The 25527-nt window shown below is 53.6% G+C and carries 25 protein-coding genes and 1 other annotated feature; of the genes, 6 read left to right on the forward strand and 19 right to left on the reverse strand.

Annotated features, from left to right (window positions below; translation table 11 throughout):
* Positions 1–278 precede the first annotated feature (278 nt).
* From tatC to MKZ24_RS32295, 5 genes are all read right to left on the reverse strand, one after another.
* On the reverse strand, positions 279–1043 hold the full coding sequence (gene tatC / locus MKZ24_RS32275; RefSeq protein ID WP_039302107.1) for a twin-arginine translocase subunit TatC: 765 nt from the start codon (positions 1041–1043) through the stop codon (positions 279–281).
* 115 nt (positions 1044–1158) lie between these two features.
* On the reverse strand, positions 1159–1401 hold the full coding sequence (gene tatA / locus MKZ24_RS32280; protein ID WP_042232982.1) for a twin-arginine translocase TatA/TatE family subunit: 243 nt from the start codon (positions 1399–1401) through the stop codon (positions 1159–1161).
* Positions 1402–1529: 128 nt separating this feature from the next.
* Positions 1530–2015 carry a MogA/MoaB family molybdenum cofactor biosynthesis protein gene (locus MKZ24_RS32285; RefSeq protein ID WP_039302112.1) on the reverse strand — a complete coding sequence of 162 codons (486 nt, stop codon included), beginning with the start codon at positions 2013–2015 and terminating at the stop codon, positions 1530–1532.
* Positions 2016–2105: 90 nt separating this feature from the next.
* Positions 2106–2582, reverse strand: coding sequence for a cyclic pyranopterin monophosphate synthase MoaC (moaC, locus tag MKZ24_RS32290; RefSeq protein WP_039302115.1), 477 nt, complete (start codon positions 2580–2582; stop codon positions 2106–2108).
* Positions 2573–3232: a 5-formyltetrahydrofolate cyclo-ligase gene (locus MKZ24_RS32295; RefSeq protein ID WP_042232980.1), complete on the reverse strand. Its 660-nt coding sequence runs from the start codon at positions 3230–3232 to the stop codon at positions 2573–2575. The genes moaC and MKZ24_RS32295 overlap by 10 nt, the downstream gene beginning before the upstream one ends.
* Positions 3233–3541: 309 nt before the next feature.
* Here MKZ24_RS32295 and MKZ24_RS32300 point away from each other — a divergent pair, with 309 nt between their 5' ends.
* On the forward strand, positions 3542–5497 hold the full coding sequence (locus MKZ24_RS32300) for an ABC-F family ATP-binding cassette domain-containing protein (RefSeq protein ID WP_340789920.1): 1956 nt from the start codon (positions 3542–3544) through the stop codon (positions 5495–5497).
* 1502 nt (positions 5498–6999) lie between these two features.
* On the opposite strand, the gene MKZ24_RS32305 is transcribed toward MKZ24_RS32300, so the two are convergent.
* The 10 genes from MKZ24_RS32305 to MKZ24_RS32350 all read right to left on the reverse strand — a co-directional run bounded on the left by MKZ24_RS32305 (position 7000) and on the right by MKZ24_RS32350 (position 15822).
* Positions 7000–7899, reverse strand: a complete 900-nt coding sequence (locus tag MKZ24_RS32305) for an IS3 family transposase (protein WP_052416376.1) — start codon at positions 7897–7899, stop codon at positions 7000–7002.
* Positions 7900–7934: 35 nt separating this feature from the next.
* On the reverse strand, positions 7935–8258 hold the full coding sequence (locus tag MKZ24_RS32310; protein WP_042236251.1) for a transposase: 324 nt from the start codon (positions 8256–8258) through the stop codon (positions 7935–7937).
* A 265-nt stretch (positions 8259–8523) separates the two neighbouring features.
* Positions 8524–10092 carry a 2-isopropylmalate synthase gene (locus tag MKZ24_RS32315; protein WP_042232975.1) on the reverse strand — a complete coding sequence of 523 codons (1569 nt, stop codon included), beginning with the start codon at positions 10090–10092 and terminating at the stop codon, positions 8524–8526.
* Between the two features lie 81 nt (positions 10093–10173).
* Positions 10174–10475, reverse strand: a binding site (T-box leader).
* Positions 10476–10868: 393 nt separating this feature from the next.
* A complete protein-coding gene (gene tsaD, locus MKZ24_RS32320; RefSeq protein ID WP_042232970.1) occupies positions 10869–11918 on the reverse strand; it encodes a tRNA (adenosine(37)-N6)-threonylcarbamoyltransferase complex transferase subunit TsaD in 1050 nt (349 codons plus the stop codon).
* Positions 11915–12439, reverse strand: a complete 525-nt coding sequence (rimI, locus tag MKZ24_RS32325; protein ID WP_042232968.1) for a ribosomal protein S18-alanine N-acetyltransferase — start codon at positions 12437–12439, stop codon at positions 11915–11917. Before rimI ends, tsaD begins: the two co-directional genes overlap by 4 nt.
* On the reverse strand, positions 12436–13269 hold the full coding sequence (gene tsaB / locus MKZ24_RS32330; RefSeq protein WP_340789925.1) for a tRNA (adenosine(37)-N6)-threonylcarbamoyltransferase complex dimerization subunit type 1 TsaB: 834 nt from the start codon (positions 13267–13269) through the stop codon (positions 12436–12438). Before tsaB ends, rimI begins: the two co-directional genes overlap by 4 nt.
* A complete protein-coding gene (gene tsaE, locus MKZ24_RS32335) occupies positions 13266–13757 on the reverse strand; it encodes a tRNA (adenosine(37)-N6)-threonylcarbamoyltransferase complex ATPase subunit type 1 TsaE (protein ID WP_081956381.1) in 492 nt (163 codons plus the stop codon). The genes tsaB and tsaE overlap by 4 nt, the downstream gene beginning before the upstream one ends.
* 236 nt (positions 13758–13993) lie before the next feature.
* On the reverse strand, positions 13994–15004 hold the full coding sequence (locus MKZ24_RS32340; protein ID WP_340789927.1) for a DMT family transporter: 1011 nt from the start codon (positions 15002–15004) through the stop codon (positions 13994–13996).
* 440 nt (positions 15005–15444) lie between these two features.
* Positions 15445–15630, reverse strand: a complete 186-nt coding sequence (locus MKZ24_RS32345) for an H-type small acid-soluble spore protein (protein ID WP_039302140.1) — start codon at positions 15628–15630, stop codon at positions 15445–15447.
* 12 nt (positions 15631–15642) lie between these two features.
* Positions 15643–15822: a hypothetical protein gene (locus MKZ24_RS32350; RefSeq protein ID WP_340789928.1), complete on the reverse strand. Its 180-nt coding sequence runs from the start codon at positions 15820–15822 to the stop codon at positions 15643–15645.
* A gap of 214 nt (positions 15823–16036) precedes the next feature.
* Here MKZ24_RS32350 and ku point away from each other — a divergent pair, with 214 nt between their 5' ends.
* The 3 genes from ku to ligD all read left to right on the forward strand — a co-directional run bounded on the left by ku (position 16037) and on the right by ligD (position 18976).
* The gene (ku, locus tag MKZ24_RS32355; RefSeq protein ID WP_042232957.1) at positions 16037–17017 is read left to right on the forward strand and encodes a non-homologous end joining protein Ku; all 981 of its coding nucleotides are present in this window, start codon (positions 16037–16039) and stop codon (positions 17015–17017) included.
* Positions 17010–18008, forward strand: a complete 999-nt coding sequence (locus MKZ24_RS32360) for an ATP-dependent DNA ligase (RefSeq protein WP_340789931.1) — start codon at positions 17010–17012, stop codon at positions 18006–18008. The genes ku and MKZ24_RS32360 overlap by 8 nt, the downstream gene beginning before the upstream one ends.
* Positions 18009–18091: 83 nt before the next feature.
* Positions 18092–18976 (forward strand): non-homologous end-joining DNA ligase, encoded by an 885-nt coding sequence (ligD, locus tag MKZ24_RS32365; protein WP_042232955.1) that lies wholly within the window; start codon positions 18092–18094, stop codon positions 18974–18976.
* Between the two features lie 192 nt (positions 18977–19168).
* Here ligD and MKZ24_RS32370 read toward each other — a convergent pair whose 3' ends face one another.
* Both MKZ24_RS32370 and cls read right to left on the reverse strand, forming a co-directional pair.
* Positions 19169–20077: a YitT family protein gene (locus MKZ24_RS32370; protein ID WP_042232953.1), complete on the reverse strand. Its 909-nt coding sequence runs from the start codon at positions 20075–20077 to the stop codon at positions 19169–19171.
* A gap of 168 nt (positions 20078–20245) precedes the next feature.
* Positions 20246–21676 (reverse strand): cardiolipin synthase, encoded by a 1431-nt coding sequence (cls, locus tag MKZ24_RS32375; RefSeq protein ID WP_042232951.1) that lies wholly within the window; start codon positions 21674–21676, stop codon positions 20246–20248.
* Positions 21677–21889: 213 nt separating this feature from the next.
* Between cls and MKZ24_RS32380 the strand changes: the two genes are divergently transcribed.
* Positions 21890–23116, forward strand: a complete 1227-nt coding sequence (locus tag MKZ24_RS32380; protein ID WP_052416005.1) for a M23 family metallopeptidase — start codon at positions 21890–21892, stop codon at positions 23114–23116.
* A gap of 22 nt (positions 23117–23138) precedes the next feature.
* A complete protein-coding gene (locus MKZ24_RS32385) occupies positions 23139–23588 on the forward strand; it encodes a bactofilin family protein (RefSeq protein WP_042232949.1) in 450 nt (149 codons plus the stop codon).
* A gap of 55 nt (positions 23589–23643) precedes the next feature.
* Here the strand turns inward: MKZ24_RS32385 and MKZ24_RS32390 are convergent, their stop codons facing one another.
* Both MKZ24_RS32390 and MKZ24_RS32395 read right to left on the reverse strand, forming a co-directional pair.
* The gene (locus MKZ24_RS32390; protein WP_042232947.1) at positions 23644–24435 is read right to left on the reverse strand and encodes an ABC transporter permease; all 792 of its coding nucleotides are present in this window, start codon (positions 24433–24435) and stop codon (positions 23644–23646) included.
* Positions 24428–25354, reverse strand: coding sequence for an ABC transporter ATP-binding protein (locus tag MKZ24_RS32395; protein WP_042232945.1), 927 nt, complete (start codon positions 25352–25354; stop codon positions 24428–24430). The genes MKZ24_RS32390 and MKZ24_RS32395 overlap by 8 nt, the downstream gene beginning before the upstream one ends.
* Positions 25355–25527 lie beyond the last annotated feature (173 nt).

Here is a 25527-nt window from a genome sequence, read left to right on the forward strand (position 1 = left end):
TAGATTGAACTGCCGGGAATCTTAGCGGTCCTTATGGCAATGTTGAGAATCAGCATAATTAAATGCCGTTTCGCCGGCCCATTCCCTATTTTCCACAGCGTTAGCACTCAACTGCTTGCAGTGCTAACAACAATTTTTATGATACTCAACTTGAAGACGGATTTCAAGTCCTTTTACGTAAAATCGTATTTGTTTTGGGGAAAATTATGGTTTCGGGGGTTGTCCGGCACACACTCTCTTACATTCTATCCACCAGGGGGCAAAATATGCCCCCTCCATTACTCCGCCTTAATATAACGTGCTTCCCGCTGCGCATCCTCCGCCAACTGCCTCCGGTAAACGAACGCAGACAGAAATACACTGAATTCATACAGCACCAGAAGCGGAATCGTCACCAGAAAATCCGAGATGAAATCGGGCGGTGTGATCACCACAGCAATAAATACAAGTGCAAAATATGCATACCGCCGCATCCGGCGCAGGCGCAGCGGATTGAGCACTCTCAGCTTGGTCAGGAACATGACAATCAGCGGCAGCTCGAAGAGCAAGGCCAGCGGGATCACCAGACTGAACAGGAAATTGAAATATTCGGCTATGCCGTATGTCTCCTCAAGTCCCATGCTGCGTGTAATCGAGATCGTAAAGGACAAGGCCATAGGAAATACGATGTAATAGGCAAAGGCTATGCCCAGAATAAACAGAACGAACACATACGGCACATAACGCAGCGCTGCGCTGCGTTCAACAGGCCGGAGGCCCGGGCTGATAAAGGCCCACAGCTGAAAGACAATAAACGGCACGGAGAACGCCAGTGACACGGCCATGGCAATCTTCATGTACATGCCGATCCCGTCCCAGAAAGAGAAGGCATGCAGCACGAATCCCTGGGCAGGGTCAGCACTGATAAGATACAAATAGATCGGTTTGGCAACAAACAACCCGAGTACAAGTCCGGCTGCAAATACAATCAGCACGTAGATAAGCCGTCTGCGCAGCTCGGTCAGATGATCGACCAAAGACATTTCTTCCGCTTCCAGAGACATGACTGACACCACCCGAAATGACATATAAAATGGCTATATAGATTAGAGAAAAAAGGAGCGCCGCCCCAGTCTGAAGCAGACCTGGGAAAGACGCCCCTGCGTAAGTGGATGGAAATTATTCCGGCAGACGGCGGTCCTGCGGAAGTTCTGCTGCTACAGTCTGCGGAGCCGGGGGAGCAGGCACTTCACTCTTCCGGGCCGATTCCGGTTCATTAATGATCTCCCGCGCCCCGTCCTTGAATTCACGGAAGGTACGTCCGACTGCCCGCCCAAGCTCAGGAAGCTTATTCGGGCCAAAGAGCAGGAGCGCCAAGATAACCAACAGAATAATTCCGGGTGCACCAATACCATTTAGCATTACCATTTCCTCCCATCACTCTATCCGTTCATGATATCGTTAACGATAAATTAATAATACCATAACTTATATCACACATCCATCGTCTAGAGTGACGAATCATGCTGAAGTTACCGGAGCATGTGCTGTTATTGGCGGTATTGTCCGGTAACCATTAGCAAGGCTTCAGGCAGCTGATCCATAATAGCCGCCAGGTTCTCATGCACACCCTTAGGATTGCCGGGCAGATTGACAATTAATGTCCGGCCGCGGATGCCGCAGATTCCCCGGAACAGCATCACCGCCCGGTTCTTCTGCATCACGGTGCTGCGCATCGCCTCGGAGAGTCCAGGGACTTCACGTTCAATGACACGCCGTGTAGCCTCCGGTGTAACATCGCGGATCGCCAGATCGGTTCCTCCGGTAGTCAGCACCAGATCCGCCTGGAAATAATCCGTCAGTTCAATCAATGCAGCAATAATCTCATCCTGCTCATCGGGTACGATCCGGTATTCTACAATCTCGCCTCCAAGCTCCTCTTCCACCAGTTCCCGAATAACCTGGGCGCTCGTGTCTTCCCGTTCGCCTCTGGCCCCTTTATCGCTGGCCGTCAGGATTGCTGTTTTCCACGCCATAGGTTGTCCCTCCCTCTCTATGTACTATGTAAGTCCGGCTGCTTGATACAGCCGCTGCCCGCACCTTCAGCGTAAGTCTCATGCTGTTAGCTATTCTTCCTCCAGCGCGTAATCGCCATTCTTGCCGCCGCTCTTGGACACCAGCAGGGTAGGTCCGATAATCATATCCTTCTGCAGCGCCTTGCACATGTCGTATACGGTCAACGCCGCTGCTGAAACTGCAGTCAGCGCCTCCATCTCCACTCCGGTTTTGCCGGTAGTCTTGACGGTTGCTTCTATATATAGTTCATCTTTGCTGTTATCCGAGAAGCTGATATCTACCCCGGTAAGCGGCAGCGGATGGCACATCGGAATCCAGGCGGAGGTCTGCTTGGCAGCCATAATTCCCGCAACCTGGGCTACGGCGAGCACATCGCCCTTGCTGATTCTGCCCGCTTTAATGGCGGTAAGCGTCTCCGGGTCCATCTGCACCCGGCTTCGCGCCGCCGCTGTCCGGCTGGTGACTTCCTTCTCGCTCACATCCACCATGCGGGCTCTGCCCTGTTCATTGAAATGAGTTAACTCCATGTCTTCCTCTCCTTCCGGCAGTCCCAAATGCCGTTCTCCGTAATCAGCACATCCATTAAGGCATCATGCTCTTCCAGCGGCACTTCAGGCACCAGCTGCAGGCTAAAGGCCAGTCCCACCCACAGGGGCCTGGTGGCAGATTCAGGAAGCTCTGCTTCCCAGGCTGCCCGCAGGCGGTCATAGTAGCCCTGCCCATAGCCGAGCCGTCCACCGCGCAAGTCGAAGGCTAGGCCGGGTACGAATACGGCATCCGGCAGGCCGGATCTCTCACTCTTGCCGGCGTATAAGCCTGGTCCTGCTATTTCGGTTACGGGCTCCGGTATACCGTAAGCTCCCGGAGCAAGCTCTTCCCAGGACCGGACCTGATGAATGCTCAGGACTCCGCTCTCCCGGACGACCCTCGGAAGCAGCACTTCATGTCCTCTGGTCCAAGCCTCAGCCAGCAGTGGACGGCAATCCAGCTCGGAGCGGAACGGGGCATAGGCCAGTAGTGAATCCCTTTGCTCCTGAGAGAACCAGGTCAAGGCATGACTGCATACCAGAGCAGACAACCGGCCTCTCTGTTCCGCGGATAGTCCGTCCCGGAGAGCGGCCTTCCCGGCCCGCAGCTCACGCTTCCGGAGAGCAAGCCGCATGCTGCTGTCCTGCATAGGCAGCCGCCTCCTCTTCAACATATTCCTAGCTTATCATAGTTTGTAAGCTCAGTTTACCACTCTTCTCCCCGGTTCGCCAAGGCTATGGTATTTACATTGTTAGAAGAATGTTCTGCGCACTGTCTTTGTCCGCTCCGCCGTGAAATGCCGGGAGCCCGGACAGCTGATCTGCTGCCGTCAGGACCCTCGGGAATGATGCTGCCCCCTCGCGCGGCAAACCTTTTTCATGTAAACTATAGAATAAGATTATTACAAGCCGGGCGTAATGAGCCAAGGCGAATATGCAAGGGCGGAGGTTTCATCAGAATGCTTCTTCAAGCGACAGGAATTTCGAAATCATATGGAATACAAAGCGTGCTGGACGGCATCAGCCTGATGGTCAATGAGAAGGAAAGAGTCGGTCTGGTAGGCGTCAACGGGGCCGGCAAGTCCACCTTCCTGCAGATTCTCGCAGGCGAGATGTCGTATGACAGCGGGCAAATTCATAAATCCAAAGAAACCACAATAGGGTATCTGGCCCAGAACAGCGGCCTGCAATCCGATAAAACCATTCAGGAAGAGATGCTCGCTGTTTTTGCGCCGCTGCTTGAGGCGGAGGCGGAGCTGCGGCAGCTGGAAACAGATATCGCTGATCCGGCGCTCGCGGAAGATCCGAAGCGTTATGAGGATCTGCTGGAGCGCTACGCCAGACGTTCAGACTGGTTCAAGGATCATGGCGGCTACGAGATGAACACGCGGATTCGCAGCGTCCTGCATGGGATGGGCTTCGGGGAATTTGCACCCGATACGCCGATCGCTACGCTCAGCGGCGGTCAGAAGACACGCCTGGCACTGGCGCGCATTCTGCTGCAGGCCCCTGATCTGCTAATGCTTGATGAGCCGACCAACCACCTGGACATCGAGACGCTCACCTGGCTGGAGGATTATCTGCGCGGATATCCCGGCGGTATCCTGGTGGTCTCCCATGACCGGTATTTCCTCGACCGTCTGGTCACGACCATAGTGGAAATTGAGCGGCATCAGTCCCGCAGATACACAGGCAATTACAGCCGCTATATGGAGCTGAAGGCTGCGGAATATGAGATCCGCATGAAGCAATATGAGAAGCAGCAGGACGAGATTTCGCGGATGGAGGATTTCGTACAACGCAATATTGTGCGGGCTTCCACCACCAAACGGGCACAGAGCCGGCGCAAGGCCCTCGACAAAATGGAGCGTATCGACCGGCCGCTGGGCGATCTGAAGAAGGCCAGCTTCTCCTTCGAGCCTGACTTTATGTCCGGTAAGGAAGTGCTGCAGGTCCGCGAGGTTGCAGTGGCTTTTAACGAAGGGGCTGCCCCACTGTTCCGCAATGCTTCCTTTGAGCTTAGACGCGGCGAGACAGCAGCGCTGATCGGTCCGAACGGTATTGGCAAGTCCACGCTCCTGCAGTGCATGACCGGCACCCGTGAACCCTCCGCCGGAACGGTCAACTGGGGAACCAAGGTGAAGATCGCTTACTACGATCAGGAGCAGACGAGGCTGAATCCGCGCAACACCGTTCTGGAGGAGCTATGGAGTGAGTACCCGATGCTGGAGGAAGCACGGATCCGTACCATTCTCGGCAATTTCCTGTTCAGCGGCGAGGATGTCCTGAAGAGGGTTGCCGCACTCAGCGGCGGCGAGAAAGCACGGGTAGCGCTGTCCAAGCTGATGCTGCGCGGAGCTAACATGCTGATTCTCGATGAGCCTACCAATCATCTGGATCTGGTCAGCCGTGAGGTGCTGGAAGCGGCACTGATTGATTTTGAAGGCACATTGCTGTTCATTTCCCATGACCGTTATTTCCTGAACAAAATGGCTGAGCGGGTACTCGAGCTGCATCCTGACGGTATTGATCAGTATCTCGGTAACTATGACGACTATGTCGAGAAAAAAAGTGAACTAGAAGCCATTGCCGAGGAGGAAGCGGAGCTTGCCGCCGCCAAGTCCTCCCGGAATGCGGACAGAGAGGCTGCTGTTGCCGAGAAAGGGACCTCCCTCTCTTATGAAGCAGACAAACAGGCCAAGCGTGAGGAGCGCAACCGCCAGCGGAGAATCTCTGACCTTGAGGAGAATATCGCCAGACTGGAGGAAGCCATCTCCGGGATTGAGCATGAAATGACCAAACCTGAGGTATATCAGGATTACCTGGCGCTTCAGGAGCATGAAAGTGATCTGAAGGACAAGAAACAGCAGCTGGCAGATTTATTTAGCGAATGGGAGCAACTGGCTGACGAATAATGTAAAGGCAGTAAAAAAATAAAATTCAACTGTTTCCGATTTGTTCATAAATAGTTATCCACAGCGCCATCCACAGTTTTCGTGCATAACTCTTGTTGAAAAATAGCCCTCCGGGGCTTTTTTTATGCGTAAAATCGCTATTCTCCTTGTCAAGGACTTTTTATCCACCGAATTATCCACATTATCCACAGTTTTCACAAAACCGTTTCAATGCATAACCTCCTGTTTATGGCCTTCGAAAAAAGGGCGTTGCTGCTGATTTCACACGGTTTTTACACAACTCGTGCGGAATATGTGGATAACGTTGTCCACAGCTTGACAAAACCCGCAATGCACCAAAATTTGTTGATAAAAAGATTAAAGCTGACCATTTTCCTCATCGCGGTGCTCTCCAGTTTATCAGTTTCCTTAGCGGTGAAAATCCAGAGACTACGGATGATTCCGAAGTGCAAATTCCTGCGCGGAAAGCTTTTAAGCGGCCGCGACCACGGCCGCTTGTACACAATCGTTCCACCCTCTACGCTGTTTCAAGCGGGAAAAGCAATTACAAATCTCAAAACGAAAACAGTCACCCTAACAGATGAATCGAGCTGAGCGTATGCAGCTATGCGGCTTAAATGCGGCTTATGCAGCCTGTGCGGCTGATGCAGATTGTTAAAGCCAACTCACATCATTACCCAATTCAGAATACTTCCGGGGCCGCCAACGGGTGAAATCAAGGGCACTAATGCTCCTCATTTCCTCCTTTGGCCCGTATTTAGGGAAATCAAGGGCACTAATGCTCCTCATTTCCTCCTTTGGCCCGTATTTAGGGAAATCAAGGGCACTAGTGCTCCTCATTTCCTCCTTTGCTCTTAAGCCCACTTCTGACGGATTTAGAGGGATTTATCCCTTTGACTTGACCCTGCTGTCGGCTTTCTGGGGATTCAATAACGTTACAGATGAACACCATAATCTCCAAAACAATAAAAAAGACCTGCTCTCCGCGCTTGCAGCGGAAAGGCAGATCAGGGCGGATTCTACTAAACGGAATTACTCGTTTTTATCCCAATTTCTGCTGTAAAATTATACAGCATTGTGATGCTTCTGCTGAAGTCTGCCTCCGCCTCCGAATTCCTGCATTCCCGCTGCCGGACGTATGTACTGTCAGCCCGGAACGCCGTCACCGGAGACGGATCAGCAACACACTAAGATTGGATTAGACCATAACCGCCGCTCCCGGCTAAATTCCCACTTGCATTAGCAGGTGTATGAAATGGCGGTGATGAGTTTGATGGGCCTCCACGATGCATAATAATTTAGTTGGATAAACGTATCTTAATTTGGCTGTTTTGGAGCATTTGAGATCATTAAGTGGATAAATGTCATTTAAATTCATGCATTCCTTCAAGTCTGGACATTCGCAGCCGATTAAGTGCTGATTATCCAACTGTTTCCTGGCAAGCGGTTCGGCCCCTTAATTATGGAGTCATTCTCTTGAAATCTCTGGTTCTTGCAGTTTCTTAAAGTGAGATGTTTACCTCTGCCACTTGGCCTGCTCTCCATGCCGCATGGTATTGGTTAGGACTCAATCGGTTTAAACTGCCGTGAAAGCGGCGTTCGTTGTAAAATTCAATGTACTCCGTGACAGTCTCGTAGGCTTCTTCAAAGGTTTCAAAGTACATTTTGCTGTAGAGATCTCGTTCTAAAATGCTGTGGAAGGACTCAATATATGCATTCATATTCGGCGTTTTAGGCGGAATCCGTTCATGAATCAAAGGTTCATCCGGGTCCATACACATCTCTGCAAAAGCATGACTGAGAAATTGAGGACCATTGTCTGAGCGAAGAATAGGCCTAGCCCCTCCAGGCTGTATACGGGCCTTCAACGCCTGCTTAATGGTCGTGCAGATCTCCTTTGCACTGCAACTTGCACCCAAGTGGTAGCCGACAATACAGCGGTCAAACACATCAATCATGTCAAAGATAAAAAAGAAGCGGTCGTAGCCATGAATGTATCCGTACTTAATATCTATTTGCCAAAGTTGGTTGGCTCCGGTAACCACGCGGTTTTGGGCAAGCCGTCTTGGATATCTCACTTTCTTGTCAGGTTTCTTTTGGAGCAGCCCTAGCTTTTTACAAAGCCGGTAGGCCTTCTTGTGGTTCAGAATTAAGTCATGCTGGATGTAGAGGGCATGCGCTAAGTTACGGTAACCGTAGCCGTGTTCCTCGCCTGCAACGAGTTCGCTAAGCCATTCTTCGATCTGCTCGTCGCTGACCTTCTGGCCGTCTTTCGTCAACGAATACGCTGGGATCGGTCTTCCGGCTGTCCCTAAGCTTACCGTAGATTTGGTGTTCTCCTTTTGACGCTGTTTGCGGGCATAGTAGGTCGATTCCAGCACACCCACCAGCCGAAGTACCACCGATACCGCATAGCCCCGCTTAATGCTTTCATCGGCTATTTCAAGTCTGTCTTGTAAGCGGGGTTGGTCTTTTTTAGCAGTTCACGCAGGAGTTCGATCTCCAAATCCTTTTCGCCCAGCAGTTTAATCGCAGTGTCCATTTTGGTCTCTAACTCTTGGACACGTTTGGCATCTTCAATACGTTCGTTAACTGAAGGTGTCGCTTGCTCACCAAATCGTTCTTTGTAGAACTTCACCCAGTTCGTAATCGTGCTGGGAGAAACTGAATATTTACGGGCGAGGAAAGAGAGCTTCGTCCCATTAATCGCTTCCTGGGCAACTTTAATCCGTTGTTCATCGTACAACTTGTTACTTTTCATGTCCTCATCCCCTTCTCTATTAGTGTACCTTATGCATCTTTAGGACTCCAATTCGATTAGGGGGCTTAAGAGCAAGAGCTCCTCAGTCCATAAACAAGTGGAGAAAATCCACTTGTTTCCGGCCGCCGGCACCAGCAACCCCCGTGCCAGCTTCTTGCGCCGCTGCATCTCCGGATTATCCGCTAAAAAACGCGCCCCGCCATGTCGGAATGAACATGGCAAGACGCGCTTGCGGATGTTAGCGGAGCAGCATTCCAGGTAATGCTTAGCCGTTCACCGCAGTTCCCGTTTCCGGAGAATCCGCAGCCGATGCCGAGAGCAGCGCTGCATTGCAGGCAGCAATGTAAGCAATTCCCGCTGCCATCACAATATCATGATGGATGGCCGTCCCCCGGAACTTGGTGTCCTTCCATTCCACCATAACAGCAGCCTCAGCCTGGGCATCCCCGCCGCTGCCCAGAGAGTGCAGCTCCAGACCGTCGAAGCGGATATCCTCAGCGATCCCTTGCCCGATGGCGGCAATGATCGCTTCCAGCGGACCGTCTCCGGTGCTGGTGTGCGTGGTGTCTGCGCCGCTCTGCAGATGGCGCACCGTTACGGCGGCTACGCGGCGCGGCGCGCTGCCTGCCAGTACCTGCACCTCGCCGAGCGCATAGACCTGCGCCTGCTGCCCGGTGGTGCTGCTGACCATCCGCAGCAGCTCATCATCGCTGACGGCCTTCTGACGGTCAGCGGTTTCCTTGAAGGATTCATAGAGCGCGTCCAGCTCCGCTGAATCCAGGGCAATCCCGTACTTCGCTGCGCGGTCCTTCAGCGCATGCCTGCCGGAATGCTTGCCGAGGATGATCATGCTGCGCGGGATGCCCAGCCGTTCCGGGTCCATGATCTCATACGTGCTGCGGTCCTTGAGCAAGCCGTCCTGGTGGATGCCGGATTCATGCTGGAAGGCATTCCGGCCGACCACCGGCTTGTTGAAGGCAATCGGGAAATGCATCGCCCCGCTGATCATACGCGAGGTATCGTACAGCTTCTCAAGTCGGATGCCTGTCTCTGCACCGATGGCATCCCCCCGCGTTTCCAGCGCCATAACCAGTTCCTCCAGCGCACAATTGCCGGTCCGCTCGCCCACTCCGTTGACGGTGACCTCAATTTGTGTGGCACCGCCGGCAATCGCCGCCAGGCTATTCGCCACGGCCAGCCCCAGATCGTTATGACAATGGGCGCTATAGATGACCTTGTCGCCGCCCCGCGCGCCGAGCCGCACACGCCGGAACATTTCCCCGTATTCCTGCGGCAATGCATAGCCTACTGTGTCGGGCAGATTAATAATGGTTGCGCCTTCTTCAATCACCGCCTCGACCATCTCGATCAGATCATCGATTCCCGTCCGCGCAGCGTCCATGGCGGTGAATTCCACTACATCACTGAACTGGCGGGCATAGGCTGTCATCTCGCGCGCGGCGGCAACTACCTCAGGTCTGCTCTTGCGCAGCTGATGGCGCAGATGAATGTCGGAGGAGGAGATGAACAGATGAATCCTCCGCCGCTCCGCATCCCGGGTTGCCCGCACAGCAGCATCGATATCCCCTTTGACCGCGCGGGCGAAGCCGCAGATCTCTACGCCCTGAATCTTGCGGGAGATGGTCTCTACCGCTGCAAAGTCACCCGGACTGGATACGGGGAAGCCCGGCTCCATGACATCCACGCCCAGCTCGGCCAGCTTGCCGGCCAGAATGATCTTCTGCTCCGGGGTAAGGCTAGCCCCCGGGGCCTGCTCTCCATCACGCAGCGTCGTATCAAAAATCTGAATTCGTTTCTTTACCGGAATAATCATTGTTCATCCTCCTCAAATTGGGTTCATCCAGCCAGCCTTCCAGATCAACTTCAACAAACACAAAAAACCGCCGTCTCTAATTAAAGAGACGGCGGGTCACCCCTCCGCGGTACCACTCTTTTTGACGCATAGGCTCCTGATCTCAATCCAGTCCAGGCATGCCCAAGCTGCGTCCAGCTCCGCTTCATATCTCCCTGCTCCCGTAACGGTAAGCTCGGGGGATACGAACAGTCCGGTAACGGGGACATCCGTAACGGCGTACCTGAAGCTCTTTCCGCCGCTCCGCTCACGGGCGAGATTCGCCGGCCTCCGGTGACTGCGTCGCACCACCCGCAGCTCTCTGTTCACCTTGGCCGTCTACTGCTCCCGTTCATTGCGTGTATTTCTATGAATGCCTATACCAGCGCACAAAAAAACCTGCCATCTCATTCAAGAGACGACAGGCTGTTCACCCTCGCGGTACCACTCTTGTTGATCCCCGGATCAGCAACTCTTCTGCTGCGCCTGCGGTATCCACTCAACAACCCTCTTACGGAGGTCAACCGTAACGGTGTACGAAAGGGCCCGGTCTACATTCTCCACCGGTCAGCACTCCTATCCAGAAGTACCCTGCTTCCACCGCTCCGCTCCCGGACGAGTTCAGGTCTCCTTCGACTGCGTCGCACCCGCCCGCAGCTCTCTTATCCCGGAGTTACCTTACTGCTTCCAATCATCGCGTTTGTTCAAATATAAGATTCATGAATTGAACTGATTATACCCGGCTTCTCCAAAAGAAGTCAATAGGCAGATACAGACCATTTCTCCAGCGAGAAGCCGGGATCGGCGACCATATCCAGCGGAATTCCGCCTTCATGCTTCCATTTCACATAGGCCGCAGCCCCAATCATCGCTGCATTATCCGTGCAATACACCGGCGGCGGGATGATCAGCTCGATCCCTTCTGCGGCGCATCTCAAGGTCAGAGCTTCACGGAGGCCCTTGTTCGCAGCCACCCCTCCGCAGAGCAGAAGCTGCCCCGCGCTGAACTCACGTACGGCACGCACAGCCTTCTCGACCAGTACCTCGACGACAGATTCCTGGAAGCCGCGGGCAATTCCGGCCACATCCGGCTCCAGCCCCTTCATCTTACTCTGATTCACCGCGTTGAGCACCGCAGACTTCAGGCCGCTTAAGCTGAAGTCATACGAACCCGGCTCCAGCCACACACGCGGCAGCGGGAAGGCTTCTTCTGCTTCCCGCGCCAGCCGGTCCACATGGGGACCGCCCGGATAAGGAAAGCCCAGCGCCCGGGCCACTTTGTCGTAAGCTTCGCCGACAGCATCGTCCCGGGTGCGCCCGATGATCTTGAACTCGCCTTCCCGTTCCATCAGGACCAGCTCCGTATGACCGCCGGATACCACCAGCGTCATATTCGGATACTGCAGTTCCTTGACCAGCCGGTTGGCATAGATATGGCCGGCAATATGGTGGGTGCCGATGAGCGGCTTGCCCCAGGCCAGCGCCAGGCTTTTGGCCGCCACGACACCGACCAGCAGCGCCCCGACAAGCCCCGGGCCCTGGGTGACCGCGACTGCCGTCAGGTCCTGCGGCGAGATTGCCGCCGCGTTCATGGCTTCCTCAATAACCAGCGTGATCACCTCTACATGCTTGCGGGAGGCCACTTCAGGCACCACGCCGCCGAATGCCCGGTGTGTCTCAATCTGGCTGGAAATGATGTTTGATAACACCTCACAGCCATCCTTCACCACAGCTACCGATGTTTCGTCACAGCTGGTTTCAATTGCGAGTATATATACAGGCTTAAGTGCGCCCGTTTCGGTCTTCATTTCAAGTCCACGCCTCCTTCCGTCAAACCTTGCTCCCCATACTCCGGCAGATCCGCCCACATGATGAGCGCATCCTCGCGGTTGTCCGAATAGTAGCCCTTGCGGGTACCTGCAGGACGGAAGCCTTTTTTGCGATATAAATTCTGGGCCACCTCGTTCGAGACCCGCACTTCAAGGGTTATGGATTTCATCCCGAGATACGCCGCCGTCTTCATCAGCTCGTCCAGCAGCCGGTCTCCCCATTTACGTCCCCGGTAGGCCTCCAGCAGCGCAATATTCGTCACATGCGCCTCATCGACAATCGCCCACATCCCGGCGTAGCCGATGATATGCCCGGCCAGCTCCATTACCATATACTTAGCAAAATGATTATGGCTCAGCTCGTTGCGGAACGCTTCCTCCGTCCATGGCATCGTGAAGGCTTCGCGTTCAATCACAAGAATCTCAGGGATATCCTCAAGCCGCATCAGGCGAAAAACAAGCTCAGTCCCCTGATCTCTTCCTGGTACCGGTTCCGTCATCCTTGGTTCAGGCTCCCTTCACTGTTCCGGCGGAGATTAGCCTCTGCTTCGGTAAGCTGCGTATAGTTGGGAATCAATACGTGAATATCTGCGCATTCCTTATAGCTACCCGCTTCGGCTAAGAATCCGGTCCAGCGGCCTTCAAGCTCGTAAGGCATTGCCTGAACAATACCTGCTCCGGCTAGCGGGGCCAGCGATTCTGCACTTCCATGCAGTGCGGTGTCCCCGGTGAACCATAGTGTGCCCGGCAGCATGCCTTCCGCTGCAGCATCCTTCAGCCGTTCTCCTAGCTCCCGTACCCAGTCTCTCATCAGACGGATGGCATCCGGCGCCAGCCGCTGCGGAGGGTTGTCCCCGTCCGCTGCAAAAAGCGCAGTGTAGGCTTGTCCACGGCGCGCGTCGATCAGCGGGATGATCCAGTCCGAACCCGTTGTCCCGTTCGCGGACGTCACATCAGCCTGTCCGGATTCCTGCTGAAGAGCCGCGGCATGATAACCGCCCCACGCCAGCGCATGCAGGCTGGATACCCCGGTGACCGGCACGTTCCAGGCCCAGGCCAGCGTTTTGGCTGCAGTTACAGCAATCCTTGTCCCGGTATACGATCCCGGACCGACACCGACTGCAATACCGCCGATCATGTCTGCAGCCGTAGCCGAGGCCTGCAGCACCTGCTCAATGATCGGCAGCAGATGTACCGAGTGATTCCGTTCCCCGGAAGCATTCATCTCATGCAGCAGCTCCCCGTTCCCGGTCACTGCCACCCCCAGCACAGCCGTTGATGTATCCAGCGCCAAAAACCGCTTACGCGGCTCATTATTCAGATTCGTCATGTTTCTTTACCCCACTTCTGGATCAGTGCCCGGCACACTCCGCCATAAGGCTCCCCGATTCCGGTTACCGTAATCTCCCGCTTCTCCGGGCCGGCTGACTTCAGCTCTATATGCAAATGCCGCGGCGGCATCAGGTCCGTAATGATACTGCTCCACTCCACCAGACTTACTCCCTGGCCGTAGAAATACTCTTCCAGCCCCAGCTCATCCGCTTCCTGGAGGGAAATCCGGTATACATCCATATGATACAGCGGCAGACGGCCCTCATACTCTTTGATAATTGTAAAAGTAGGGCTGTTCACAATCCCCTCCACACCTAAGTGGCGGGCGTAGCACTGTGAGAACGCGGTTTTGCCCGCGCCCAGATCCCCGTCCAGGCCGATCACCATCCCCGGCTCCGACACGGCTGCGATGGCGGCTGCAAGCGCCTCAGTGTCCTGAAGGCTGGAGGAACGGTAAGTAAACACCGTTTCAATATTATTGTCCAAAACTGCAACTACCACCTTTTAGAAAATATAAGAAGGGATATGTTTTACACTATATTTTATCCTTCTATTTCTCGCTGAAACGGGTACCGTCCTTCAAGGACGGCGTAGCCGTTTTACTTGATATCCCTTAACGGTTAACAATACTTTTAATTATATCGGTATGATACTTGCACCGCAACAGGCCGCTGTTATCTGTATAAGGAGCCAGTGTACAAAGCAAGCTGCACGGATTGTTATTATGTAGCCTTCCCTCCGGCTGCAGGAACTTCAGCTCCTCCGCGCCGCTTCACTGTCCCGGAAGGCGCTTCTCCCGGATGCCGGGAGAACAGACTGTGCAGCGCCATGCCGGCAATAATTACCGCAATCCCAACCCATGATAGGAGGGAAGGCAGCGGGGAAGCCAGAATCAGCATCTCACCCAGCAGGGCAAACAGCACCTCCAGGGACTGGGTCGCTTCAACTGCCGCCAGACCGCTCATGCTGCCCCGGACCATATCCGTAGCCCGGAAGAAAAGTACGGTAGCCACTATTCCCGAAGATAGGGCAACGATCACGGACTGACCCGCTTGCGAGGGCGACGGCAGGCCCGCATCTGCCAGGCCATATAATGCGACTGCCAGCCAGAAGGGGAGGCTGGCCAGCGTCATGCCGAGAATCCGCTGGAACACATCCAGCCGGTCTCCGCAGAGCTCCATCGTCTTGCGGTTGCCGAGCGGATAGGCGAATGAAGCAATAAGTACCGGAATAATGCCCAGCAGCAGCTGGGCTGGAGTCAGCTGGCGCGCATGTTCCACTTGAAGCAGCGCTACTCCGGCCAGAATGATCAGGGACAGGAGCAGCCCGCGGAGCGGGATTTTACCTCTTATGTATACAGAACCGGATGAGCCGCTCACCCATTGTCCGAAGAATGGAGCGAGCAGCGATCCCGAGATAATCGTGATCTGCCAGGTCCCTGCTGTCAGCCAGCCGGGTGCATACGCAGCCGCGAAGCAAATAGGCGCATAGAACAGGCCGAAACCGACCGTCCCCCACAACAGCCAGGCCCCCGGGCGTTCTCTCATCGCAGACAGCAGTGGCCTCAGCCGCCCTCTTCCGGCCACAAGGGCCAGCAGAAACGGCAGGGTAAAGAAATAACGCAGCGAGGCGCTCCAGGCCCAGCTTCCTCCTGCAAGCTCCATCCTACGGTTAAGCACAAACGTTACCGCAAAAAACAGCGCCGAACAGACGCCAAGCAAAATGGGACGCACGCCTATCATCTCTTTTCGTCAAAATTCTTCCCCCAAATATAGGGGGTTATGGCGCATTCCGTCAACCTTTGTGTCAGCTCTAATATGATCTTTTTACCGGAATGACGCTCTGGCCAATTTCTGGCGGATTTAAAGAGACATCCCCCTTTATGTTCACCAACCAGCCCCCTCCAGCGCATTGTATTCAGTTTTTCACATACATTTGGCTCGGTTACCTTCGCATTAGCACATTGTACTCGGTTTTTCGCATACGTTTGGCTCGGTTCGCCGTAGCAACTTGCTCATCACATAATTTCTAAACTACAAAAAAACCGGCTGATTGGATACCTCCTCAACCGGTTTTATATACTCTTATTTTCTGCCTTATCCGTTCTTGTTCGTTCCTATCCGTCCTTTTCTCTACCTCATCCGGCCTCTGCCTAGGTAGGCATCAACCTACCCTAGCTTCCCTGCTCCTCCAGCCGGTCTACACCAACGGTCCGTGTATTATCAGGCCGCGAGCCTACTTGTACAGTCGCCATGCCATTATCGGCATCCACATGCTCAATCCATACCGGTTCACCATCGAGATGGACAGCAATCCTATCCTTGGAGGCATAAATATCCCCCGCACGTTTCACATCCATTTTGTCGCCTCCCTATTCATCCTCATCTTCTGCAGAAAGTTCGCCGATGGTCGCATCAGCATCCAGCAGTCCGGCTTCGCCGTACAGCGCCTCTTCCCCGGGCTCCGCAATAATGCTCTCCCAATCGACAGCCTCCGCCGGGATATCCTGCTCGGACAGGACGTCGCTCCAGTTGTTCCGCTCTTTTTCCATAACGGCCTCCCTTTGCATGACTATCCAGCAATGACCAGCAATGAATGTCTCATTCACTGTGCAATGCGTATGCTGAACGGCTTTATTTTTTCCCATGAATCGCAAATAATGCATCCGGCTAGAAAAAGCCCCAGCGTGTCATACTAACCCATATAGATCGTGAACTCATGATACAGCAATTATAAACAGCACTTATACTCAGGAGGCGATTCTCATGCATACCGTTTGGAAAGGAGCCATCAGTTTCGGGCTTGTGCATGTTCCGGTCAAAATGTTCTCTGCTACGGAGGACAAGGACATCTCGCTGCGTTACATCCATAAAGAATGCGGAAGTCCGCTTTCCTATGTGCGTAAATGCCCCGTGTGCGAGAAGGAAGTGGCCTGGGAAGAGATCGGCAAGGGTTACGAATATGAGAAGGGCAAGTTTGTTTTGTTCGATAAGGAAGAGCTGGATCAGTTAACCGAGGAGAGCAGCAAGAGCATTACGATTCTGGATTTTGTGGATTTGACGGAGATCGACCCGATTTATTTCCAAAAAACCTATTACCTGTCTCCCGATCAGGCCGGCGCCAACGCCTACCGTCTGCTCATGGAGGCGATGCGCCAGACCGGCAAAATCGGGATCGCCAAAATCTCCATCCGCTCCAAAAGCAGTCTGGCTGCGATCCGCGTCCTCGCCGACTGCCTGGCGATTGAAACCATTTATTACCCGGACGAAGTCCGTCCGGTATCGCAGGTACCCGGTCTGCCGGAGCCGGGGACCGTGAACGACAAAGAGCTGGATATGGCCAAGGTGCTGATCTCTCAGCTGTCCACACCGTTTGAACCCGCTAAATACACGGACGATTACCGCCAGCGGATGCTTGACTTGATCACGCACAAGATCGCAGGTGAGGAATTCCATATTGCTCCGGCGCGCCAGGAGAACAATGTGATCGATCTGATGGCTGCCCTGCAGGCCAGTATCGAAGCAGTACAGCATATTCCGTCCGACCCCGGACCTTCACTGTCCGGCACAGGCAAGAAGCCGCGGACGGCTGCGGGCGGCAAGAAAAAACCGGCACAGGCCACAGCCTCCGGAACCCCTGCCCCTGAACCGGCAGTGCCGGCAGGTAACGAGGCAACAGGGCCGATTCCGGTCATCGCTCCTAAGCCGAAACGCCGGACGGCCAAGAGCAAGGTAACCGGTGCCTAGGAGCAGGTCATCCGCGCCTCCAGTTATAGGCGGTCCGCTTACGCTGCAGCCGATTATTCCATTCGAGCCCGTGCTGGCCTCCAGGCTCCCGGAGGGCGAGGAGTGGATCGCCCAGATCAAATGGGATGGCGTGCGGATGCTCTCCTATTCCGATGGAAGCCATGCCGAGCTGATCAACCGGCGGGGCAACCGGCGCACGCTGCAGTATCCTGAGCTGGCCAGACCGGAGGCGTATTGCCGGGCCGGTTCGGTCATTCTCGATGGCGAGATTATTGCACTCAGCGGCGGCAAGCCCTCCTTCCATGAGGTGATGCGGCGGGACAGCCTGAAGAATGAAGCAGCGATCCGGGCGGTAAGTCCGCAGGTACCGGTGCTCTATATGGTCTTCGATATCCTGTACTGCAATGGCATTTGGCTGCTGGACCAGCCTTTGTCCCGGCGGCAGCAGATGTTAAGTGAAATGCTGCTGCCCCATCCCCATGTGCAAAATGTGCCAAGCTACCATCAGCCCGCACAGCTGTACGCTGCCGCTCTGAAGGGCGGGCTGGAGGGGATTGTATGCAAAGAGCTCACCAGTACCTATGCCCCGGGAGGCAAAGACAAGCGCTGGCAGAAATGCAAAATTATCTCCGATGTCACTGCTGTAGCCGGCGGCGTCACCTTCCGTGACGGTCTGGTTAACGCCCTGCTCTTCGGACTGTATGATGATGCGGGCAAGCTGCACTATATCGGCCATGCAGGAGCAGGCAAAATGACCGTACAGGACTGGCGGAATTTGACCGCACAGATCAGCGGCCTGATCATAGAGCAGATGCCTTTTGCAGAGCTGCCCCAGCGCAGTAAAGGGTCGGTCTGGATTAAGCCTGAGCTGGTGTTCAAGCTGCACTATCTGGAATGGAATACTTCCGGAACCTTCCGCCAGCCGGTTATACAGTCCCAGGTAGAGCTCCCTCCGCTATCCTGCCGCATGGACCAGAGAACACAGACGTAGTAACGGGATCACCGGCCTGATCCTTCCCTGACTAAGCCTCGCCTTATCTTAGCTCGTATAACTCTATACAAGGAGGATACCGCATGCCGAAGACGATCAGAGGCTCCATTACCGCAGGGGGACATGAGATCGGAATTACGAACCCGGATAAGCTGCTATGGCCCGAACGCGGCATCACCAAGCAGATATATCTGCTTAAGCTGGCCGCACTCTCTCCTTATCTGCTGCGCTACTGCCAGGGACGGCTACTCACGGTAATCCGCTACCCTCATGGTGTTCCGGGGATGTCCTTTTACCAGAAGAATGCCCCCGAGCCGCTGCCGGAATTCGTGCATACAGCAACTCATGAGAATATTACCTATATTGTGCTGCAGGGGCTCCCGGAGCTGCTCTGGCTCGGCAATCTGGCCGCGCTCGAATTCCATCCCTCGCTGCATTATGCGGGCAGTGAGCTCCCCTGCGAATGGATGATTGATCTGGACCCTTCGCTTGAGGTCGAGCCGCGCATTATGGAGGCAGCCGCTACGGTAGGCGAAGTACTGAGGTCCCTGGGGCTGGCCTCTGTGCCCAAGACCTCCGGCGCCACCGGAGTGCAGATCATTGTTCCGGTGGAGCCGGGAGTCACCTTCGACGGCCTGCGCCGGGTAGGTCATTTCGTCGGCCGCTATGTCACGGAGAAGCGTCCCGACCTGTTCACGTTGGAGCGCCTGAAGAAAAACCGCGGGGACAAAATCTATTTCGATTACCTCCAGCATTACGGCGGCAAAACTCTCGCTGCCCCATACACCCCGCGGGCCCGTCCGCTGGCAACAGTCTCAACGCCCCTCCTGTGGGAGGAAGTGCAGCGTAACGTCAAGCCTACCGATTACCATCTGCTGAACATTGAGGAGCGTCTGGCCCGGATGGGCGATCTTATCGCCAAGGTCCCTCCGCAGCGGGTGGGTGATATTATTGCCAAGCTGCCCTGAGAATGGCCCTGAAGACAGCAATAAGCCCGCAGTTACCTATACTCTAGGCTGCGGGCTTATTTGGCGTCCAGCATATGGACAGAAGGTATTATATATGAGAATACGGCGCAGCAAGCAAGGACCGCCGCATTGATTACTCTGACGTTCGTAAATATACCTTCCTTCGGAAGCGCTCCGGTTATACCGTACCCGCTAATGGATTGCTTTTTTCTTAAATCGGCCGCCTTTGACATCATGGATATTGCCGATCGCGATGAATGCGTCAGAATCCCAATCTTCTACAATGGACTTAAGCTTTGCTTCTTCCAAACGGGTAATGACTACAAAGATAACTTTCTTGTTATCGCCGGAGAATCCGCCTTCACCATCCAGATACGTTACTCCACGTCCCAGACGCTCCGTCAATGCTTCACCGATATCACGGAATTTATCACTGATAATCCATACCGATTTCGATTGATCCAGACCTTCCAATGTAATATCGATCAGTTTAAAAGCAATATAATAGGCAATCAGTGAAAACATGGCATTATTCCAGCCAAAAACGAAGCCCGCGCTGGAAAGAATAAACAGGTTAAAGAACATTACAACTTCTCCCACAGAGAACGGAAGCCTCTTGGACACAAGGATGGCCACAATTTCTGTACCATCAAGCGATCCGCCATAACGTACAACGAGTCCAACCCCTACTCCGAGAATTACCCCTCCGAATACTGCGGCAAGCAGCGGTTCAACCGTAATCGGATTTACAGGATGGAGCAATTGAGTACCGATGGACATCACAACTACCGCAAATAAAGTAGATAAGGCAAAGGTCTTACCAATCTGCTTATAACCAATTACCAGAAACGGCAGGTTAAGCAGTGTCAATAAAATACCCAGAGGTATATTGAAAATATGGGACAACATAATAGAAATACCGGTTATTCCGCCGTCAATCAACTCATTGGGAACAAGAAAAATCTCAAGCGCAACAGACATCATGGCCGCTCCGATGATAATCATCACAATCCGCTGGGCCAGCTTCGCTGTCTTGAAAGCCCCTGATTTCTGAGGCTTCTTCTGTTCCTCACTCGTAAAGATTTGTTGGCTTACAGTCATAGAACTCCCCCTATAAATAGTATATCTAAGAAGTATACGAAAGCAGACTTCACAGCTAGGCTTTCTCCCCTTTGCTTCTTATATTCCTATTATATCATAAAGGAAGCTCAAATAACGCATGGAACATGATATAACCTTCGAAAAACGATGCTTACTTCATATTTAACGTCATAAAAGCGGTGATAAGAGCTGACAAAGCCCCTCAATCAATTTGACATTATGCGCTCTCTTCATAAACTTTTTGGGATCGATGAATTCGCTGTGCTTCAGGTCTTGTCTGAAGTCCTCTGCCAGTTCCGCAATGATCGCCGGACGGAGCAGAACAGCCGTCAGTTCAAAGTTGGAATAGAAGCTGCGCATGTCCAGATTCGCACTGCCTACCGTTGCCAGTACATCATCAATAATCATAACTTTCGCGTGCATGAAGCCTCTTGTATAGCAGTAGAACTTCACTCCGGCATCCTGCAGATTCTCCAGGTAAGACAGGGTTGCCTTATACACCAGCTTGTTGTCCGGCTTCGCCGGGATAATGATCCTCACATCCACTCCGCTGAGCACCGCATTCTTGAGCGCCCGGCAGATGGCAGGGTCCGGAATGAAATACGGGGAGGTCAGCCAGATGCGCTCCTTCGCCGCACAGAGTGAAGCGAAAAACATCTCCTGTGTGGCATCAATTGCCCCATCGGGCCCGCTAGCAACAATCTGTACAGCATCCGGTCCGCTGCAGGCATGAGCAGGAAAAAAACGCGGATGGCTCATACTGTCACCGGCTGCCAGTCTCCAGTCTTTGAGAAACACATATTGCAGATGATATACAGCATCCCCTTCAAGACGAAGATGCGTATCTCTCCAATAGCCCATCTTGGAGTCTTTTCCCAGATAATCATCCCCTACATTCATTCCCCCGGTGAAGCCGGTCAGCCCGTCGACCACGAGTATCTTGCGGTGATTGCGGTAATTGAAGCGGCGGTCCAGCAGCGAAGTAAGCGGAGGCAGAAAAAAGTGAACCTGCGCCCCTGCATTCTTGAGCGTATTCACGAATCTCCGGCTCAGCTGATGACTCCCAAGCCCATCACAAAGCAGACGCACCCTAACCCCCTGACGCGCCTTGTGGATCATAATCTCCTGAAACTGCCTGCCAATATCATCATCCCGGAAAATATAAAATTCCATGTGGATATGCTCTTGCGCATTCTCCATCACATCCAGCATCGCCTTATAGGCATCTCCGGCATTATTGAGCACCTGACATTGATTATGGCTTGTAATGTGACTTTCTGACAGGCCTGATAGCAAATGCAGCAGCTCCTTACGGTTCTCAAAACCCGGATTCCCGGTATCTGCCGTGCTTTTGACGATATGGATTTTGCCGGCAACATGGGCGCGGATCTCCCTCAGCAGAGACACACACCGTTTACCAAGCTTCCGGCTCTGCCAATAATCCCGCCCGAGGAAATAATAGAACAGCAGCCCCAGCGGCGGACAGCAGAAGGTAATGATTATCCAGGCCAGTGCCCTCTGCGGACGGCGGAACTCCGATATAACGATAATGGCAATCTGTATGATAAAAAGACATAAGATAACAGCGAATATCCTCATTCCGGGCCTCCTAAAAGTTATGTTATTGAAGATGATCTACTACAGGTCTTGCCGTAACTCACCTTCTTTATTCAAACAAACCGTTGTCATGTTCGCCAGAGGAATGGAATACATAGAGTAGTAGGACGAATCGGATGAGCCCCGCGATATAGCAATGCTGGATTCACTCAGTTCATACCACGCGGCTGCTAAAGGCCGCAGGAAGGAGACGTTATGAAGAGTCAGCCCGATCATAAAAAGATTACGCTGCTCGTCGTCCGTGAGGCCGGACGGCCGGTCAGACAGCTGCAGCTGTCCAAGCCGCTTGCCTTCGCCCTGCCTGCTGCGGCTGCCCTTTCCCTCTCCAGTCTGGTCACCTCTATGCATATTCATGCCTCCCAGTCCATTTCTGAGCTGGAGGCCGAAGCTGCAGCACTATCGTTGACGAATATCCGGATGGAGCTTAAGGTCGCCGACAAGGACCAGGCGCTGCTGCAGCTCCGCAGCCAGGTGACCGAGCTCTCGGAGGAAGCCCAGACCATCAAAGAGAAGCTGAAGAGTGTCTCTGAACTGGAGCAGCAGCTGCAGTCGCTGATTGAGCAAGAGACGACCTCTTCTTCCGGTACAGACGACAATGAACCCACAGCCTCTGCAGCTTCTGCTGCAAGCAGCCGGCCGTTCATTGCTGCATCAGCCAAAGTGGCTGCAAGCGGGACTACGGGAGACGTCAAGGGAACCTTAGGCCGTTCAAGTACGACCTTGTTCCTTGCAGAACCTTCATCAGACTCATCTGCCGGTACTCTGTCTGCAGTTGATTTCCGTTTCGGTGTAGTTACCGCTGCATTAGGAAGTACAGTCCCCTCCCAGGTTGGCGGGGAGTACATCGCTGTGTATGCCAATGACCCGCTGGAGCTGGTTCAGGAAACAAGAGACGACTACGAAGAAATAAAAACGATGCTGAACGAAATGGTCAGCCGTATCTCCACTACGATTACAGAGGCCGAAAAAGCCAATACTCTGGAAGCTAACCTGCAAGCCAAGAAGGCACATGAAGAAAAAGCGAGACTGGCCCCGGCTGTTCTATGGCCCACAGGCTCGAAGGTGATCACCTCCAGCTTCGGTTATCGTTCCGATCCCTTCAAGGGTGTCTCCGCCTACCACTCCGGAATCGACATTGCCGGCCGCATCGGTGACCCTGTATACGCAGCGATGGAAGGTGTGGTCACCTCTGCCGACCAGCTGGGCGCCAGAGGCAAATATATCATTATCAAACATGCGAACGGGCTGGAAACCTGGTATATGCATTTGAACGGCATGGTGGTCTCGCCCGGTGACAAGGTCAGCAAAGGGGAGCAAATTGGCATGCTCGGCAACACCGGACGCAGCACGGGTCCCCATCTCCATTTCCAGGTTGTGAAGCAGAATAAGCCGGTGAATCCGTTGAATTATGTTAAACCTTAAGAATACAAGGAGGAATGCAGGCATGTGGAACAAACGTAGACAAAGTGCTCCCTATAAATCGACCGATTCACTTATCGGACATGGAGGCACACTTGAAGGTAAAGTCCATTGCGATACCAATCTGCGGATTGAAGGGAATTTCAGCGGGGAAATCCTGTGTCAGGGGACAGTTACGATCGGTGAACAGGGAACCGTTCACTCCAGCATTAAGGCACAGGAGATTATTATCGCCGGCAAGGTCTACGGCAACGTGACCGCTGATCAGAAGCTGATCATGACCGAAACCGGACAGCTGCACGGTAATATTGCGGCCGGTGCGCTGAGTATTATGGAAGGCAGCGTGCTGAACGGATCTGTGGCCATGGCCGAACAGCCCGCCACAAAGACAGCGGGCGGGCTTCAGGCAGGTGATTCTGCGGACAAGGCAGGTGAGCGGGGTTCCCATAAACAGAACAAATTGGAAGCAGGCTGAGCGGGCATAACCCCGCATATGCTTGCTTCCAGTCCTTGTACAGCCTTGTACCACATTAAGCAGCTACATCTCTTTTACGGAATACAATCCATGAGACGAGCATGAAAATAACGTAATACACCGCGAGGACAGCAATCGCGAACCCTAATGTAGCGCCTCCGGGGCCGGTGTCCGACAGCAGATAGCCGCTTAGATTCATATGGGCAAAAATCAGATAGTTGGCCCACTCATACCGTTCCGGGCTGAAGATGGCGATAAAGATATCTTTGGTGAACATGATGGACAGCGACAGTACAATTGCAAGGCCGCTGGAACGGAATACGCTGGAGATCATAAAGGCAATGGCTGCTGTGAGAAACAGCTCAATGTAGGCGCACATAATCGTCAGAAAAACGTATTCTCCCTGGCTCCAGTCCATCGTCGGGCCCCCTAACGAATCCACGGCTGAGGACGAGAAGATCAGGGCTGAGCCATAACCAAACACGATCAGCAGTAGAGTGCTGAACAAGCTGAAGAGCACCATCGATATATATTTCGAGAGCAGGATTTTGGAGCGGCTCCAAGGGCGGATCAGCAGCAGCTTAATCGTTCCCCAGGTGAATTCGCCCGCAACGGAGTCAGCAGCCACCAGGGCTGTGAAGATGGTATTCAGGAAAAAAGCAATTGCTACGGTAGTCTGGAAGCTGTCCCATAACCCGATCGTTACCTCATTGCCCCCACTGGTGAAATGGATTAGCGCCGGAAACAGCGCACTCATAACCGCCAGAATGAACAGCATAATCCATGTCCGCAGACGTCTGTAAATTTTGATATTCTCATTATGTATGAGAGCAGCGAACTCACCCAATGCCTTCACCTCCTGTAATCTCCAAGAATTGATCTTCCAATGACCGGAACAGCGGCTTGATGCTGTACACCTTAATTCCGCCGGCCACCAGCTTCGCGTTGAGCTCGGCAATTTCCTCCCGCACCGCCTCTACAGCAATGCCCCCGTCCTTCACCACGCCACGGCCCATCAGTTCCAGCGCAGCTTCAGGCTGATCCACTTCGAACAGGGTCTCACCCACCGGCACCATCACATTGCCTACAGCTTTAAGCTGTTTCACTTCGATCAGGCGGCCGTTCTGGATTATCGCCACACTATCACACATGAGTTCCATTTCAGCGAGCAAATGACTGGAGACAAAAACAGTAGTACCTTCCTTCTGGCACAGCAGGCGCAGATAATCGCGCAGCTCGCGGATGCCCTGCGGGTCCAGCCCGTTAGTCGGCTCATCGAGAATCAGCAGCTTCGGCCGGTGCAGCAGTGCCTGGGCCACACCCAGCCGCTGGCGCATCCCCAGAGAATAGGTCTTAACCTTGTCGTTGATTCTCTGGCCGAGACCTACCAGTTCTACTACTTCATTAATCCGCTCCTTAGTCACACCGGGGACCATGCGGGCATACTGGCGCAGGTTCTGGTATCCGGTAAGAAACTTGTACATTTCCGGATTCTCCACAATAGCCCCTACATTCGCTATCGCCTCTTCAAAATGATCTTTAATACTGCGTCCGCAGATGAGTATATCCCCGCGGCTAATGGAGATGAGACCTACCATCATGCGGATGGTAGTTGTTTTACCGGCACCGTTCGGGCCCAGGAATCCGAAGATTTGCCCGGGCGGAATATCGAGGGTCAAGTCGTTGATCAGCGTTTTGGAGCCGATCTTTTTGGTAACCCCCATCAGGCTGGCCACAGGTTTCACAACTTCTGCCGTATTCGGCATAACTTCACTTCCTTTCGTCGGTTTGGATGAAACGGGCTATCTTTTTACTTAAAGTGTCCGTCGTAACTGCGGGGAATGTCTGGACTTCCGGCCGCTGTTGTCTGCAGATTTCTTGATTCATACCGCTTTTGCGGTGGAAATCCGCAGACAAAGGCGGACGCAACCGCTCCTAC

This window comes from Paenibacillus sp. FSL R7-0297, from assembly GCF_038009025.1.
Classification (GTDB): domain Bacteria; phylum Bacillota; class Bacilli; order Paenibacillales; family Paenibacillaceae; genus Paenibacillus_AQ.

What these genes read in the sequence shown, in the direction of transcription:
- tatC (WP_039302107.1), bottom strand. Translation starts at nt 1,043, where the DNA reads ATGTCTCTGGAAGCGGAAGAAATGTCTTTGGTCGATCATCTGACCGAG.
- tatA (WP_042232982.1), bottom strand. Translation starts at nt 1,401, where the DNA reads ATGCTAAATGGTATTGGTGCACCCGGAATTATTCTGTTGGTTATCTTG.
- MKZ24_RS32285 (WP_039302112.1), bottom strand. Translation starts at nt 2,015, where the DNA reads ATGGCGTGGAAAACAGCAATCCTGACGGCCAGCGATAAAGGGGCCAGA.
- moaC (WP_039302115.1), bottom strand. Translation starts at nt 2,582, where the DNA reads ATGGAGTTAACTCATTTCAATGAACAGGGCAGAGCCCGCATGGTGGAT.
- MKZ24_RS32295 (WP_042232980.1), bottom strand. Translation starts at nt 3,232, where the DNA reads ATGCAGGACAGCAGCATGCGGCTTGCTCTCCGGAAGCGTGAGCTGCGG.
- MKZ24_RS32300 (WP_340789920.1), top strand. Translation starts at nt 3,542, where the DNA reads ATGCTTCTTCAAGCGACAGGAATTTCGAAATCATATGGAATACAAAGC.
- MKZ24_RS32310 (WP_042236251.1), bottom strand. Translation starts at nt 8,258, where the DNA reads ATGAAAAGTAACAAGTTGTACGATGAACAACGGATTAAAGTTGCCCAG.
- MKZ24_RS32315 (WP_042232975.1), bottom strand. Translation starts at nt 10,092, where the DNA reads ATGATTATTCCGGTAAAGAAACGAATTCAGATTTTTGATACGACGCTG.
- tsaD (WP_042232970.1), bottom strand. Translation starts at nt 11,918, where the DNA reads ATGAAGACCGAAACGGGCGCACTTAAGCCTGTATATATACTCGCAATT.
- rimI (WP_042232968.1), bottom strand. Translation starts at nt 12,439, where the DNA reads ATGACGGAACCGGTACCAGGAAGAGATCAGGGGACTGAGCTTGTTTTT.
- tsaB (WP_340789925.1), bottom strand. Translation starts at nt 13,269, where the DNA reads ATGACGAATCTGAATAATGAGCCGCGTAAGCGGTTTTTGGCGCTGGAT.
- MKZ24_RS32345 (WP_039302140.1), bottom strand. Translation starts at nt 15,630, where the DNA reads ATGGATGTGAAACGTGCGGGGGATATTTATGCCTCCAAGGATAGGATT.
- MKZ24_RS32350 (WP_340789928.1), bottom strand. Translation starts at nt 15,822, where the DNA reads ATGGAAAAAGAGCGGAACAACTGGAGCGACGTCCTGTCCGAGCAGGAT.
- ku (WP_042232957.1), top strand. Translation starts at nt 16,037, where the DNA reads ATGCATACCGTTTGGAAAGGAGCCATCAGTTTCGGGCTTGTGCATGTT.
- ligD (WP_042232955.1), top strand. Translation starts at nt 18,092, where the DNA reads ATGCCGAAGACGATCAGAGGCTCCATTACCGCAGGGGGACATGAGATC.
- MKZ24_RS32370 (WP_042232953.1), bottom strand. Translation starts at nt 20,077, where the DNA reads ATGACTGTAAGCCAACAAATCTTTACGAGTGAGGAACAGAAGAAGCCT.
- cls (WP_042232951.1), bottom strand. Translation starts at nt 21,676, where the DNA reads ATGAGGATATTCGCTGTTATCTTATGTCTTTTTATCATACAGATTGCC.
- MKZ24_RS32380 (WP_052416005.1), top strand. Translation starts at nt 21,890, where the DNA reads ATGAAGAGTCAGCCCGATCATAAAAAGATTACGCTGCTCGTCGTCCGT.
- MKZ24_RS32385 (WP_042232949.1), top strand. Translation starts at nt 23,139, where the DNA reads ATGTGGAACAAACGTAGACAAAGTGCTCCCTATAAATCGACCGATTCA.
- MKZ24_RS32395 (WP_042232945.1), bottom strand. Translation starts at nt 25,354, where the DNA reads ATGCCGAATACGGCAGAAGTTGTGAAACCTGTGGCCAGCCTGATGGGG.